A 14338-nucleotide genomic window follows, 5' to 3' on the forward strand; every position below is an offset into this window, starting at 1 on the left:
CACTCGTAGCTCAGCTGGATAGAGTACTCGGCTACGAACCGAGCGGTCACAGGTTCGAATCCTGTCGAGTGCACCATTTAAGAGTTAGTTGCAGCAATGCAGGTAGCTTGGCTTCAACCAGTTGTGATCTGGTCTAAAAACACAATCTGCACTCGTAGCTCAGCTGGATAGAGTACTCGGCTACGAACCGAGCGGTCACAGGTTCGAATCCTGTCGAGTGCACCATACAAACAAAAAGCCCGCCTAGTGCGGGCTTTTTGCCGTCTGGGGTTTGTGTGGGATTTTGTCTTTTTCTTCTGCTTCATGTGTTTTCCCTTCGTGCGGCGTCGTCGCAGTTCATAGATGCAGCCAATACTCAACTTTGGCTCGCAAGCGCTTGTTCTTTCCAGTTTTTTGACGTTAAAAGCGTGCGCAGCGTGTATCATTGCGCCCGTCAGCCCCGCCGGGGCTTGTGGAATACCTCCATGGACTTACCCAGTAGTTACTCAGTACCCCGCTTTACCAATCATGAATTGACTGATTGATCCTTCCGGCGTGCCCCGCTGCTGGGAGTGGAGTTCGCCTATGACCGAAGTAGAAGTAAAGAAAACACAAGAAAGCCTGCAGGATCGTTTGGCTCAAGTCATCGAGCTGCTGCAGCGCCAGCGCGTGGTCGAAGACCTCACGCACCGCCAGGACGGTCCCAACAACGACCGTGTTGAAAACCTGGTTCACCGGCAAAATCTCGTCGAGTTGCAACGCAAGCTCGATGACCTGCACTCCGCCGACGTCGCCTATATTCTCGAAGCCTTGCCGCTGGATGATCGACTGACCCTCTGGCAGTTGGTCAAGGCCGACCGCGACGGTGACATCCTGCTTGAAGTGTCCGACTCCGTCCGGGAAACCCTGATCGCGGACATGGATGATCACGAGCTCCTGGCTGCAGCCAGGGAGATGGACGCCGACGAACTGGCTGACCTGGCTCCTGAGCTGCCCCGTGATGTTGTCCATGAGCTGATGGAGGCCCTCGACGGTCAGCAGCGTGAGCGCGTGCGCTCCGCGTTGTCCTATGACGAGGACCAGGTCGGCGCCCTGATGGACTTCGAGATGGTCACCATCCGCGAAGACGTCAGCCTGGAAGTGGTGTTGCGCTACCTGCGCCGCCTCAAAGAGCTGCCGGGCCATACCGACAAACTGTTCGTGGTCGACTATGAAGGCATCCTCAAGGGCGTGCTGCCGATCAAGCGCCTGCTGGTGAACGATCCGGACAAGAAAGTTGCGGATTTGATGGCCAGCGATACGGTGAGTTTTCACCCGGACGAGGATGCCTACGAGGCCGCCCAGGCGTTCGAGCGTTACGACTTGATCTCGGCCCCCGTGGTCGACAAGAACGGCAAGCTGATTGGCCGACTGACCATCGATGAGATGGTCGACCTGATTCGTGAAGAAAGCGAAACCGAAGTCCTCAACATGGCGGGTTTGCGTGAAGAGGAAGACATCTTTGCCTCGGTCTGGCGCTCCTTGCATAACCGCTGGGCCTGGCTGGCGGTCAACCTGATCACGGCGTTTATCGCGTCGCGTGTGATCGGTTTGTTCGAGGGGTCCATCGAGAAGCTGGTCGCTCTCGCGGCGCTGATGCCGATTGTGGCGGGTATCGGTGGCAACTCCGGTAACCAGACGATCACCATGATCGTGCGCGCGATGGCGCTGGACCAGGTGAGTACCGCCAATTCCTCGCGCTTGCTGCGCAAAGAGCTGGCCGTGGGCTTGATCAACGGTTTGGTGTGGGGCGGTGTGATCGGCGTGGTGGCTTACTTGCTGTATGGCAGCTGGTCACTGGGGGTGGTGATGACCGCCGCCATGACCCTCAACCTGCTGCTGGCAGCGCTGATGGGGGTGCTGATCCCCATGACCCTCGCGCGCCTTGGGCGTGACCCTGCCATGGGCGCCAGCGTGATGATTACGGCCATGACCGACAGTGGTGGCTTCTTCATCTTCCTGGGCCTGGCGACGATCTTCCTGCTGTAATTCCTTCCTGCGGGGGGCTGTTCTGCCCCCGCCTTGCCAAATCCCGCGCAAAAAAAAAGCCAGCACATGGCTGGCTTCGGCTTTCAATTCTAAATCAGTTGGCTTCTGCGGCCGCTTCAACGTCGTGCGCAATAAGCGAGACGAGAGCATTTTGCTGGCGGTGGGAGAGCTGACGAAAACGCTGCAGCAGTTCGCGTTCGTGCAGCGACAGCTCAGGGCTGTCCAGGCGCATGCTCAACTCGTCGCCCAGCGCACCTTCCTGAATAAGGCTCTGTTCCAGGCGCGCGATGATTTCGGAGTTCATGCTGCGGTGATGATTGCGAGCCACCTCGGCAATGCGTTCCCGCATTCCGTCTGGCAGACGTACGACGAATTTGTCAGCCGTACGGCTGGAATAAATTGCCTGTTTCAATGGGCGCATATATTTAACCGGTTAGTTCAGGGGAGCGGTTTTTGGAATTGGCCGCAAGATGAGTGTTAAGACAAGGCTCACGACTAAAGTTCAACCCTAATTGCAAAGAGGCCGCATCATGCCTCAGATTTGACAGTTCCTTGGCGTCAATTCTGTGACAAATATTGAACTGCCTAAAGGCTTTATGCCAGCACTCATTTACATTTTTGCGGACTGGTTGGAAAACTTTTCAACCGCTGACTCCGCGACGGAACTTCCTGTAAGCACAGGCCACCATCGGGCTTGAGGCCGCACATCGTATAGCAAAGTGGCCTTTTGCCCTTATTTTTAAGACTAGTGGCAATTTGCCGATTTACTAGGACGGGGCGACATAAGGTAGGGCGGGGGGAAGGGATCAGCGTAAAACCGGGTCAAATTTAAATCGGCGACCAACGATGAGCGTGAGCACCAGCAAGATTGCAAATACCCCGGTTGCGACGAACGCGGTGGTCTGCGCATCTTGAGCGTCGGCATTCAGGCCCAGAATGCCGGTGATGGCGGTCAGGCACAAAAACAGCCAGGCGGATTTAGTCATCAGCGGTTTCCTTAGAAAACCCAATGTTCAGAAACGGGGGCAGCCTGGGTGTCTTGGGTCAGGCGCACTGGCGATTGCGCGCCGGGCATCATCACAGCCAGTTGCGGGCGCTGTTGCAGGTGGTGAGGTACTGCCTGGCTGATCTGTGCAGGGTCGCTGCTGCCGGCCGATTGGAAATGGAACGTCACCAGGGCAGCCAGGGCTACGGTGTTGAGGGCTAACAGAAGGGCACTGTTCATGGTCATGTTCTCCGCTTAACGCCGTGGCTGAAGGGCTCTTGTAGGAGAAGTATTGCAGGTCTTGTGCCAATCTTTTATCTCAATAAAATCAATGGGTTGAGTCTACTTTAAGGCGCGCAAAGGTTGCAATTTGCAATGCAGGCATTTTGGGGTAATGCATTTTGCACGATGGGAGCAAGTGCCTGTGTTTACGGGGTGAAACACGGATCGTCAGGGCAGGGAACGGCCTACACTCAAAAAGCCCACGGACGACATGACAAAACCGACCTCGGCCGTTAACATGCACGCCGTCCGTCGCAGTGCTCCTGGCCCGATGGCTGTCATTAGTCCCAGTAGCTCAATTGGATAGAGCATCCCCCTCCTAAGGGGAAGGTTGGCCGTTCGAACCGGCCCTGGGACACCAGATTCGCAATCCCTATAGGAAGCCCCGCACAGAATATTCTGGCGGGGCTTTTTCGTGGGTGTTCGATCTTTTCCAATACCGGTCGAACCTTGCCGTTGATCGAGGTTCACAGCAGGTGCCGTCGGGTATTTTTCGCAACGGTGTACCTTGCACGCCACCCGGCAGCGTCTGAGCTGTTATGCAAAATAATCCCCGGAAACAGTGCCTTTCGCCTGTCCGGATCCCGCTACCCCGGACTATCATGCCGATAGCCCTGTCTCTCACTGCAAGGAGCCGCTCGGAACGCCGATGCGCCAGATCTGGAAACCTTTTCGAGCCCTTTATTTCGCTTCCCTGATGATGCTGATCGGCTCTGGCCTGCTCAGTACTTACCTGGCCTTGCGCCTGGCGGCCGACCATGTCGATAGCCTGTGGGTCGGCGCGCTGATGGCGGCCAACTATTTTGGCCTGGTGCTGGGTGGCAAGATCGGGCACCGCCTGATTGGTCGTGTCGGGCACATCCGGGCTTACGCCACTTGTGCCGGGATCGTCGGTGCGGCGGTGCTGGGCCACGGCCTGATCAACTGGCTGCCGGCCTGGATCGTGCTGCGGATGATCGTGGGCCTGGGGATGATGTGCCAGTACATGGTCATCGAAAGCTGGCTCAATGAGCAGGCGGACGCCAAGCAGCGTGGCGCGGTGTTCAGTGGCTATATGATCGCGTCCTACCTGGGCCTGGTGCTGGGTCAGCTGATTCTGGTGATGCACCCTGAGCTTGGCCTGGAATTGCTGATGCTGGTGGCGCTGTGTTTTGCCTTGTGCCTGGTGCCGGTGGCGATGACCCGGCGCATTCACCCGGCACCCTTGCACCCGGCACCGATGGAGCCGCGCTTCTTTATCAAGCGCGTGCCGCAGTCGTTGAGTACGGTGCTGGGCGCGGGGTTGATCGTGGGCTCGTTCTACGGCCTGGCGCCGCTCTACGCCTCGCAGCAGGGGCTGACCACCGAGCAGGTGGGTCTGTTTATGGGTAGCTGCATTTTTGCCGGCCTGGTGGTGCAGTGGCCATTGGGCTGGTTGTCGGACCGCTATGACCGCGCGCTGCTGATTCGCTGCTTTGCCCTGTGCCTGGCGGTGGCGGCGTTGCCGCTGGCGGTAATGACCAACGTGCCGCTGGAGGTGTTGTTCGTGGCGGGCTTCTTGTGTTCCCTGGTGCAGTTTTGCCTGTACCCGCTGGCGGTGGCGTTCTCCAATGACCACGTGGAGGGTGACCGCCGCGTGTCGCTCACGGCCATGCTGCTGGTGACCTACGGCGTCGGCGCCAGTATCGGGCCGTTGCTCGCCGGTGTGGTGATGAAGATGTTCGGCAGCCACATGCTCTATGCGTTTTTCAGCCTGTGCGCGTTGATCCTGGTGTGGCGCATTCGCCCGAAAGCGGTAACCAACCTGCATCAGGTGGACGACGCGCCGTTGCACCATGTGGCAATGCCCGACAGCATGTCCAGCTCGCCGCTGGTGGCTTGCCTCGATCCGCGGGTGGATGAGGCGGTCGTGCAGGAGCAGATGCAAACCAGTGCTCCAGAGCCAGAAGCCGAGCCCGAAGCACCGGCGGATGAGCCCGCCGTTGAGGCGCCATCAGACCCGCTGGACCCCGACGAGCATCCCCACGACTTGAGCAGGGCGCGCCCCTGAACGCAAAAACGGGCAGATCCCATCAGGATCTGCCCGTTTTTTTGTCGCGATCTTTAAACCTTAAAAATCGTCGTCTTTATCGAAGCGCCGCGCTTCGCGTTGCAGCTGATACACAAACCGCTCGACCTGGCGTTGCACCAACCCACTCATGTTGTGGAAGCGTACGCCGGCAAAGGTTGTGTTGATCTTCTCTTCGAAGTGCAGGTAACGCAGTTCGACCGAGGTGGTCATGCTGCCAAAGGGCAGGGCGGCGATAAAGCGGTCGTATACCTGGCCCAGTTGCAGGCGCTCGGAGATGTCGCCTTCAAAGCGCAATTTGCAGCCGGTGGCGGAAATATCCAGCAGTTTGCCGCTGACCGGTGCCTTGAGTTTCTCGCCGCCCAGCTCGATGTTGACCAGCTGGGCCAGCTTCAAGGCGGCGCGGAAGGCATTGCGGCGCTGGTGGTAGACCACCTCGTCAGGCAGCGCGCCAGTGTAAATGCGGTGGCCGTCCTTTTCGCTGATACTCAGGTTGCCGTTGCTTTCCCACGCAACACGTACGCCGTCGTGGAAGCCTTCGATTCGGAAGGGTTCGCCATTTTCCAGGTGACGTTCGCCGTCGCGCGGGATCATCTCGTCCAGGGCCAGCGTGCCGCTGTCACGGTCGACGTCCACCAGGTAGCTCTGGAAGCGCTGGCTGCGCTCGTGGAAGGTGATGATCAGCGGGTCATGGCTGTCTTGCAGCATGCGCAAGGTGCCGGCGATTTCCAGAGGCGTGGTGAGCACCTTGGGTGGCTGCGGTGCATCTTCCGCATTAAGGGCGTTGAACACGGTTCTTCCATCTCCAGACAAAATACGACTACACGCAAGAACAGGCATTTTGCCAGTATGTGGCGCGCCTTGGATAGGGCGGGCCGTAAACCGGCATCAGGCTTGGCTGCGGGTGCTTGGCTTGACCAGGCGCGAGGTGGAGCCCTGGGCGTTGTAAAGCGCCGGAGGCTCGCCGCCGTGAAGTATACGCAACTGGTTGGCGGTCGTAGCTTGCTGAAGCTGGATCGACTGACCGTTGAGCAAGTTGGCTTCCTGGCACTGGGCGAGCAATTGATTGAGTTCTTTGCTCTGGGCCAGGAGTTGATCGCCCACCGAAGAATGGCTGGCCAGTTGCGCCAGGCCATCGTGGTCTGCCGGCAGGCCCAGGCTGATGAGGATCTGGCTGCGTTTTTTGCCGTGCTGTTCCAGCAGGACAATCAACGACTGTTTGCGCGCGAGAATTTCTTCGAGCAGGGGCATGTCCCGGCCGTAGAGGGCCAGGGATTCTTCCCGAAGCAGCTCAAGCAGCTGTTGTGTCGGCGCGTGATCATCAATGATCAGTTGAAGCAATTGTTCGTCGTGATGCATGGCTGGCCTTGGGGTTTAAGCGTCCAAAAGCCCGGCGCAGGCCTTTGCCTAGCGCTCGGCTTCGAAGTTAAGCAGCTTGCTGGCTACACGGTTGCTGTCGACTTTATAGCTGCCATCGGCGATTGCCTGTTTCAATTCGGCCACACGGGCTTTATTGACCACCGGTTGATCGCGCAGCGAGTCAGTGACCTTCTGCAACTGTTGAGCCTCATTGCTCAGGTGTACGGATTCCCCGCTCTGGCTGGCGCTGGCCTGTTCTGCCTTGGCGGGCAGTGGCTGGGCCTTGGCTTCTACGCTGTCCTTGGCACCGGTGGTGCGCGAAGTGCCTGACGTAGCCGGGGTGTTATTTAAACGACTGAAATCGATGACCATGATAAAAAACCTCTGGGTATTTGGACGCTTGCCATGTTTTCGGCCATACCCGGACAAACTTTAGGCGCAATTGACAATAAACTGCACAGGCCGGCGCCCAGTCGACAGTGTAGGAAAAGCCGGCGTCCGATACCAGTGGTCTATAAGGCGACCTCCACTTGGCCCGGCGCTGTGACCCGGGCCTTGATCACGCGATTGGAGTTGAGGTTCTTGACCCGAATCTGCTCGCTCATGCCGCCATTGGACAGCGCTTCGCCCGGCATCTTCACATGCAGGCCGCCGCTGCTGGCGGAAATCACCACCTGGTCACCCTTGCGAATCACTTCCGCCTGCTCCAGTTGAACCAGAGTGACGACCTGATCGGTGACCACTGGTCGGGTCAATTTCTGCCCGACGGCCTGGTCCAGGGATGTCAGGTAGCCCTGATTGATCATGCTGATGTCGCGTTCGCGCAGTACCACGTCCTCGAAACCGATGATGCCGGTGCGTTTCATCGGGCGGGCAACCACCACCACATCACGGAACAGCTTGACCTGGGCCGGCACGAACACCGTCCAGGGCGAGGCGCCTTCACAGCGTACCTTTACCGTTACGCGCCCAATCGGCTGGGCCGGGCTTTCCAGGGTGGCTGTCAATTCCTTGTCGCACATTGGCATGCGCAGGCGGGGGTCCAGCTGGTTGACCTGGATTTCATAACGCCCGGGAGTCTGGGTGGTCGCCAGATAATCTTCTACAGTGAACTCAAGAAAGCCTTGGGTGACGCCGATAAGTAGATCAGGCAAGGTGACGTTGTCTGCGCGGGCCGTGGCTCCCAGGCTCGCAGCCAGCAGCACCACGCAGGCGCAGAGCAATCTGCGGTATCGTGGGAATCGTAAGCGTCGGGAAACTGTCGTTTTAATATCCATGATGGGTAAATAGCAAAGCTCGTGCCGTTTAGTGCTGGGTGCGCGTCGCACCCTTATAGGTTTTAGCGTAGGAGTCTGGGCATGGCAGGTGTAATGGATTCAGTAAACCAGCGCACACAGCTGGTAGGGCAGAATCGCCTGGAGTTGTTACTTTTTCGCCTGGATGGCAAGCAGCTATATGGCATCAACGTGTTCAAGGTGCGGGAAGTGCTGCAATGCCCCAAGCTGACGATCATGCCCAAGTCCAGCCCTGTGGTGTGTGGCGTCGCCAACATCCGAGGCGCGACCATCCCGATTCTCGACCTGGCCCTGGCCACCGGTTCGGCGCCGTTGCAGGACCGTGAAAACCCGTTTGTGATCATTACCGAATACAACACCAAGACCCAGGGTTTCCTGGTGCGCTCGGTGGAACGCATCGTCAACATGAACTGGGAAGAGATCCATCCGCCGCCCAAGGGCACCGGCCGCGATCACTACCTCACGGCCGTGACGCGGGTGGATAACCAGTTGGTGGAAATCATCGACGTAGAGAAGATCCTCGCCGAAGTGGCGCCCACCTCGGAATCGATTTCCGTGGGTGTGGTGGATGCCGAAACGGCGCACAAGGCCATCTCCCTGCGGGTGTTGACCGTGGATGACTCCTCGGTGGCGCGCAAACAGGTGACCCGTTGCCTGCAAACCGTCGGCGTGGAAGTGGTGGCCCTCAACGACGGCCGCCAGGCGCTGGACTACTTGCGCAAGCTGGTGGATGACGGCAAGAAGCCGGAAGAAGAATTCTTGATGATGATCTCCGACATCGAGATGCCGGAAATGGATGGCTACACCCTCACGGCCGAGATACGCAACGATCCACGCATGCAAAAATTGCATATCATCCTGCATACTTCGTTGTCGGGTGTGTTCAATCAGGCGATGGTCAAGAAGGTCGGTGCTGATGACTTCCTGGCCAAATTCCGCCCTGATGACCTGGCGAACCGGGTAGTCGACCGGATCAAGGCTGCAGATCACGGCTAGGGGGTTTTCCCTGGCGGTCACACGATTTAAGAGGCGGTACCATTGTCTACGGGTAATTTGGATTTTGAACAGTTCCGGGTCTTCCTGGAAAAAGCCTGTGGCATATTGCTCGGTGAAAACAAGCAGTACCTGGTATCCAGCCGTCTCAACAAACTGATGGAACAGCAGGGCATCAAGTCTTTGGGTGAGCTGGTTCAGCGTATCCAGGGCCAGCCGCGCAGTGGGCTCAAGGAAATGGTGGTCGATGCCATGACCACCAACGAAACCCTGTGGTTTCGTGATACCTACCCCTTTGAAGTGCTCAAGAGCAAAGTCTTGCCCGAGGCCATCAAGGCCAGCCCTGGCCAGCGTCTGCGTATCTGGTCGGCGGCGTGCTCCTCGGGGCAGGAACCCTATTCGATTTCGATGTCCATCGACGAATTCGAACGGACCAACATGGGCCAGCTCAAGGCCGGCGCGCAAATCGTGGCCACCGACCTGTCCGGCACGATGCTCACCAACTGCAAGACCGGCGAGTACGACAGCCTGGCCTTGGGCCGTGGTTTGTCCCAGGAACGCCTGCAACGTTACTTCGACCCGAAAGGGGCGGGGCGTTGGGCGGTCAAGGCGCCGATCAAGAGCCGCGTGGAGTTTCGCTCGTTCAACCTGCTCGACAGCTACGCCAGCCTGGGCAAGTTCGACATGGTGTTCTGCCGCAACGTGCTGATCTACTTCTCGGCCGAGGTGAAGAAAGACATCCTGTTGCGCATCCACGGCACGCTCAAGCGCGGCGGTTACTTGTTCCTCGGCGCTTCCGAAGCGCTGAACGGCCTGCCGGATCACTACCAGATGGTGCAATGCAGCCCGGGGATCATTTACCAGGCCAAGTAACCCGTACGCAGTCAAAAATGTGGGAGGGGGCAAGCCCCCTCCCACATTTTTATTTGCGGCAATCCTTCGGAAAGCGGCAACTCCCCATTGCCGCTTTACTGGCGCTACGCGGAAACCGCTTGCCGCTTTTCTGGCATTGCCGGCGGCAAACACCCGGCAAACCCTTGAATTACGGGCCTCGCGAAAACTGGCATGCGCCTTGCTATGACCTTGTTACGAAAAGCAGGTCAGCCTAAAGGTTTCCGCCATGAGCATCAGCTTCGATAAAGCGCTCGGTATCCACGAACAAGCCCTGGGCTTCCGCGCCCAGCGTGCCGAAGTCCTGGCCAACAACATTGCCAACGCCGACACCCCGAACTACAAGGCTCGGGACCTGGACTTCTCCGCCGTGCTCGCTGCACAGCAGGACAAGACCAAGAACGGCACCTTCGCCTTGAACATGACCAACAGCCGTCATATCGAAGCGCAAGGCCTGAGCAGTGGTGATGAGTCGTTGCTGTATCGCACGCCGATGCAACCGTCGATCGACCAGAACACCGTGGACGCCCAACTGGAGCAATCGGCCTACGCCGAGAACTCGGTGAACTTCCAGGCCAGCTTTACCCTGCTCAACAGCAAATTCAAAGGGCTGATGTCAGCCCTGCGTGGAGAATAAGCCATGTCCCTAGCCAGTGTTTTTAATATTGCCGGCAGTGGCATGAGCGCGCAGACCACGCGTTTGAACACCGTCGCCAGTAACATCGCCAACGCCGAGACCGTGTCGTCGAGCATTGACCAGACCTACCGCGCACGCCACCCGGTGTTCGCCACCATGTTCCAGGACGGCCAGGCGGGGCAGAGCGGTAGCGGCAGTTCGCTGTTCCAGAACCAGGATGCCGCCGGCCAAGGCGTGCAGGTCCTCGGCGTGGTGGAAGACCAGAGCAATCTGGAAGCGCGCTACGAGCCGAACCACCCTGCAGCGAACGAAAAAGGCTATGTGTACTACCCGAACGTCAACGTGGTCGAGGAAATGGCAGACATGATCTCCGCCAGCCGCTCGTTCCAGACCAACGCGGAAATGATGAACACCGCCAAAACCATGATGCAGAAGGTCCTGACCCTGGGTCAGTGATAAGGGGCGCCAAATAATGGCCATCGTTGATACTTCTACCAACACGGCAGTCCAGGACCTTTTCAATACCAAGGTCAAGACCGCCACAGACAACGTCTCCAGCGTTGCCACTGCCGCCACCGGCAGTCAGTCGCTGGGCAAGGACGCGTTCCTGCAATTGCTGGTTACTCAGCTGAAGAACCAGGACCCGCTGTCGCCTCAGGACAACGGCGCGTTCGTGGCTCAGTTGGCACAGTTCAGCAGCCTGGAAGGCATCAACACCCTGAATGACTCGGTGAATGCGATCTCCAGCAACTTCAGCTCCTCGCAAGCATTGCAGGCGTCGTCGCTGGTAGGCCGTTCGATCATCACCCAGACCGACAAGGCCCTGGTGGACACGAGCAAGAGCATGACCGGTTCGGTGGCGGTGACGTCGGCGACCGGTAACGTCGCGATCAAGATCACCGACAAAGACGGCAACGTGGTACGCACCATCGACATGGGCGCCCAGAGCGCTGGCAACTCCGACTTTATCTGGGATGGCAAGAACGACGCAGGCGAGGTTGCCCCCGCCGGCACCTACACCTTCGCGGCCACCACCAAGAATGACAAGGGCGACGCGGTAGCCCTGGCAACTTCGTTGCCGGCCACCGTCACCAGCGTGACTTTGAGCAAGACCGGCGGCGAAATGGTGCTGAACCTTGCCGGCGGCATGGGCAGCGTCAAGCTGTCGCAAATCCAGACTATCGGTACATAGAGCCGGCTAAATACGGCAGAGGGAGAGAAACATGTCTTTTAATATCGGCCTTAGCGGTCTCTATGCGGCCAACAAACAGCTGGACGTGACCGGTAACAACATCGCCAACGTCGCGACCACGGGCTTCAAATCGTCCCGTGCGGAATTCGCCGACATCTACGCGGCGTCCAAGCTGGGCACCGGCCAGAACAGCATCGGCAACGGTGTGAACCTGGCGGCCGTGTCGCAGCAGTTCACCCAAGGTGACGTGAATGGCAGCGGCGGCATTCTGGACATGGCGATCCAGGGCGGTGGCTTCTTCGTACAGAAAGGCAGCGACGGTTCGCTGGAGTACACCCGCAGCGGTGCTTTCCGTGCGGATAAAGATGGCTACATCACCAACAACACCGGTACTTCGCGCCTGCAAGGTTACGCTGCGGATGACGACGGCAAGATCATCAAGGGCGGTCTGGTTGACCTGCAACTGAACCTGTCGAACCTGCCACCCAAGGCGTCCACCAAAGTCGATTCCACCAGCAACCTGAACTCCTCGGAGTTGGTGATCGATCAGACCACCAAAATATTCAACCCAGCTGACACCAGTACTTTTACCACCCAGTACAGCACCACGCTGTATGACGACCAGGGCAACTCCCACGCCATGGTGCAGTACATGGTGAAAAGCGATGCCAACGAGTGGAAATCCTACACGTTGATCGATGGCCGTAACCTTGACGGCTCGCTGCCTACCACCACGGGCACCGGGATGCCTCCTGCAGTGACCCTGACCTTTGATGGCGCGGGCAAGCTCAAGGACGTGGCCGGCGCCGACGTGGCCGGCACGACCCTGACGCTCAAAGACTGGGTGCCAGGTTCGGTCACCGGCGGCGTGTGGGCGCCAAACGATGCGACCGCGCCGGACATCGCCGTCAACATGGGCAACGTTACCCAGTACAACTCGGCCAGCTATCGCAACCCGCCGGTCACCGATGGCTACGCCACTGGCCAGATCACCGGCCTGAAAATCGATGGCAACGGCGTCCTGTTCGCGACCTTCAGCAACCAGCAGAGCAAGGCCATCGGCCAGATCTCCCTGGCCAGCTTCAACAACGAACAAGGCCTGCAGCCAGCGGGCGGTACTACCTGGAGAGAGACCTTCGCCTCGGGCCAGCCGGGTTACGACACCCCGCAAGCCGGTACTCTGGGTTCGATCGTGGCCAACTCCCTGGAGAACTCCAACGTCAACCTGACCAACGAGCTGGTGGACCTGATCAAGGCCCAGAGCAACTACCAGGCGAACGCCAAGACCATCTCCACCCAGAGCACCATCATGCAGACCATCATTCAGATGACCTGATGCTGTAAGGCTGCACAAGAAGCCCCTCGAAAGAGGGGCTTTTTTGTGGGCGTCATATGAGTGCCAGGACTTTTCCCATGCCGCCATGGCAGGAGATGACAACTGAACGTTGGAACCGACTACGGCTTTTTTTCCACTTATCCAGCCAAGAAGTAGATCTTTTCATTACGGAGTGGGTGGGTATGTGGAATTCGTCGGTGTCCGGCCATGGGGTCGGTGGGAGTGGGGCGGTCCTGTGGGGTGTCAGCCCTTCAGTGGCGTCCAAAGAGCGCATAAGTTCTGATAAGGACGACGTTAAAAAGCTTCTCGGCGAACTCGATGATGCCGAAAGAACCTCCAGCAACCAGACTGCCCGGGACCTGCGCGACAAGCTGAATGAAAAGCGCGCGGAGTTGGGGGATACCCGGTTCAAGGAGATTCTCGAACAAATAAACAAAGAGATAGCCCAGAGCTGGCTTGCGTTGTTGAGGCGGCTGTTTCCGGACCTTTTTCCAGGCGATGAACCTTCGCCATCGCCTGCTCCGCAACCATCGCCGGGTCGCGGCGGCGTTGGTGATGGCGGCAACAGCGGCAGGGTTAACCCAAGCCGCAATCGCCCCGCGGAGTCCATGAGCAACAAGCCCTTGACCAAGGGGGCCAATTACCATCACTACAGGCCAGACAACAGTGAACCCGGGAAAAAACCCGGCATGGGTCGAGAGGACGGCAATATCTGGTCAGGTTTCAAGCAGGGGCCGGATGGTAACTGCGTCACGGTTTCAGCCATCAAGGCGGCAATGATGAAGTTTGGCCAGAAACCCACGGATATTTTCAAGGAGGTGAAAGCGGCGGGGGATGGCTTTGATGTGCAAATGCGCGATGGCTACCGGCTTCACTTGAGTCAGGCTGAAGTGAAACAGGCAGCAGAGCAGGCACGCTTCGAGGGCGATAACCCGGCCATGCTGACCGATGCCAACTTTCTGTTTGCTGTGAGCGCCAAGCGCGCGCAGAACGAGAACAGCGACGGTTATGCCCGGCAGAGTTTTACTGCTGCGTTGCAAAGCCTCAACGACGGTGAGGACGGTGGCGAGGGGCTGATGCGACTGGGGCTCAGCGGCCACATGCGAAAAACCACTGCGTCAGAGTTGGCGAGCGGACAGCTTGGTGTTGTCAGTCACCAGGTGATGATTCAGGGCGAATGGGGTGGCCATTCCCTGGCAGTCATCGGTGGGCGAGAAGAAATGTGGGGCAAGCGAGGCGGGCAGCCACCGGCTGGCGCCGAGGCATTTGCCTTGGTTTGATGCAGGCAATAAAAAACCCGATAAACCCAACTGC

Annotated in this window: 16 protein-coding genes and 2 tRNA genes; 11 read left to right on the forward strand and 7 right to left on the reverse strand. The window is 58.5% G+C overall.

The genetic code is table 11. The features are described 5' to 3' along the window. The first annotated feature begins 148 nt into the window (after positions 1–148). Together AC0IYH_RS02545 and mgtE are read left to right on the forward strand one after the other, a co-directional pair. Positions 149–225 (forward strand) — tRNA-Arg (locus AC0IYH_RS02545). 339 nt (positions 226–564) lie between these two features. After that, on the forward strand, positions 565–2007 hold the full coding sequence (gene mgtE, locus AC0IYH_RS02550; protein WP_116625908.1) for a magnesium transporter: 1443 nt from the start codon (positions 565–567) through the stop codon (positions 2005–2007). 94 nt (positions 2008–2101) lie between these two features. On the opposite strand, the gene AC0IYH_RS02555 is transcribed toward mgtE, so the two are convergent. The 3 genes from AC0IYH_RS02555 to AC0IYH_RS02565 all read right to left on the reverse strand — a co-directional run bounded on the left by AC0IYH_RS02555 (position 2102) and on the right by AC0IYH_RS02565 (position 3232). Further along, a complete protein-coding gene (locus AC0IYH_RS02555; RefSeq protein WP_003175643.1) occupies positions 2102–2428 on the reverse strand; it encodes an Arc family DNA-binding protein in 327 nt (108 codons plus the stop codon). A gap of 385 nt (positions 2429–2813) precedes the next feature. Further along, the gene (locus AC0IYH_RS02560) at positions 2814–2993 is read right to left on the reverse strand and encodes a PA3371 family protein (protein WP_471832892.1); all 180 of its coding nucleotides are present in this window, start codon (positions 2991–2993) and stop codon (positions 2814–2816) included. A gap of 11 nt (positions 2994–3004) precedes the next feature. Next, positions 3005–3232 carry a hypothetical protein gene (locus tag AC0IYH_RS02565; RefSeq protein ID WP_471832893.1) on the reverse strand — a complete coding sequence of 76 codons (228 nt, stop codon included), beginning with the start codon at positions 3230–3232 and terminating at the stop codon, positions 3005–3007. A gap of 326 nt (positions 3233–3558) precedes the next feature. Here AC0IYH_RS02565 and AC0IYH_RS02570 point away from each other — a divergent pair. Continuing rightward, a tRNA-Arg gene (locus AC0IYH_RS02570) sits at positions 3559–3635 on the forward strand. A 288-nt stretch (positions 3636–3923) separates the two neighbouring features. Next, a complete protein-coding gene (locus AC0IYH_RS02575; RefSeq protein ID WP_116625910.1) occupies positions 3924–5303 on the forward strand; it encodes an MFS transporter in 1380 nt (459 codons plus the stop codon). A gap of 60 nt (positions 5304–5363) precedes the next feature. Here AC0IYH_RS02575 and AC0IYH_RS02580 read toward each other — a convergent pair whose 3' ends face one another. The 4 genes from AC0IYH_RS02580 to flgA all read right to left on the reverse strand — a co-directional run bounded on the left by AC0IYH_RS02580 (position 5364) and on the right by flgA (position 7957). Next, positions 5364–6113 (reverse strand): flagellar regulator YcgR PilZN domain-containing protein, encoded by a 750-nt coding sequence (locus tag AC0IYH_RS02580; protein ID WP_116625911.1) that lies wholly within the window; start codon positions 6111–6113, stop codon positions 5364–5366. A 96-nt stretch (positions 6114–6209) separates the two neighbouring features. Next, positions 6210–6680 carry a flagellar protein FlgN gene (locus AC0IYH_RS02585; RefSeq protein WP_116625912.1) on the reverse strand — a complete coding sequence of 157 codons (471 nt, stop codon included), beginning with the start codon at positions 6678–6680 and terminating at the stop codon, positions 6210–6212. 48 nt (positions 6681–6728) lie between these two features. Beyond that, a complete protein-coding gene (gene flgM / locus AC0IYH_RS02590) occupies positions 6729–7052 on the reverse strand; it encodes a flagellar biosynthesis anti-sigma factor FlgM (protein ID WP_116625913.1) in 324 nt (107 codons plus the stop codon). A gap of 140 nt (positions 7053–7192) precedes the next feature. Next, positions 7193–7957, reverse strand: a complete 765-nt coding sequence (gene flgA, locus AC0IYH_RS02595) for a flagellar basal body P-ring formation chaperone FlgA (protein WP_471832895.1) — start codon at positions 7955–7957, stop codon at positions 7193–7195. 81 nt (positions 7958–8038) lie between these two features. On the opposite strand from flgA, the gene AC0IYH_RS02600 reads away from it, so the two are divergent. The 7 genes from AC0IYH_RS02600 (at position 8039) to AC0IYH_RS02630 (ending at position 14304) form a co-directional block, all read left to right on the forward strand. Continuing rightward, on the forward strand, positions 8039–8971 hold the full coding sequence (locus tag AC0IYH_RS02600; protein ID WP_116625915.1) for a chemotaxis protein CheV: 933 nt from the start codon (positions 8039–8041) through the stop codon (positions 8969–8971). Between the two features lie 42 nt (positions 8972–9013). Next, the gene (gene cheR, locus AC0IYH_RS02605; RefSeq protein ID WP_016979774.1) at positions 9014–9841 is read left to right on the forward strand and encodes a protein-glutamate O-methyltransferase CheR; all 828 of its coding nucleotides are present in this window, start codon (positions 9014–9016) and stop codon (positions 9839–9841) included. 247 nt (positions 9842–10088) lie between these two features. Next, positions 10089–10496 (forward strand): flagellar basal body rod protein FlgB, encoded by a 408-nt coding sequence (flgB, locus tag AC0IYH_RS02610; RefSeq protein ID WP_003175633.1) that lies wholly within the window; start codon positions 10089–10091, stop codon positions 10494–10496. 3 nt (positions 10497–10499) lie between these two features. Beyond that, positions 10500–10952 (forward strand): flagellar basal body rod protein FlgC, encoded by a 453-nt coding sequence (flgC, locus tag AC0IYH_RS02615; RefSeq protein WP_116625916.1) that lies wholly within the window; start codon positions 10500–10502, stop codon positions 10950–10952. A 16-nt stretch (positions 10953–10968) separates the two neighbouring features. Then, positions 10969–11688: a flagellar hook assembly protein FlgD gene (gene flgD / locus AC0IYH_RS02620; RefSeq protein WP_116625917.1), complete on the forward strand. Its 720-nt coding sequence runs from the start codon at positions 10969–10971 to the stop codon at positions 11686–11688. A 31-nt stretch (positions 11689–11719) separates the two neighbouring features. After that, positions 11720–13024, forward strand: a complete 1305-nt coding sequence (gene flgE, locus AC0IYH_RS02625; protein ID WP_116625918.1) for a flagellar hook protein FlgE — start codon at positions 11720–11722, stop codon at positions 13022–13024. A 77-nt stretch (positions 13025–13101) separates the two neighbouring features. Beyond that, positions 13102–14304 (forward strand): hypothetical protein, encoded by a 1203-nt coding sequence (locus AC0IYH_RS02630; RefSeq protein WP_471832896.1) that lies wholly within the window; start codon positions 13102–13104, stop codon positions 14302–14304. The last annotated feature ends 34 nt before the right edge of the window (positions 14305–14338 follow it).

Source organism: Pseudomonas sp. AC463 (assembly GCF_979253585.1).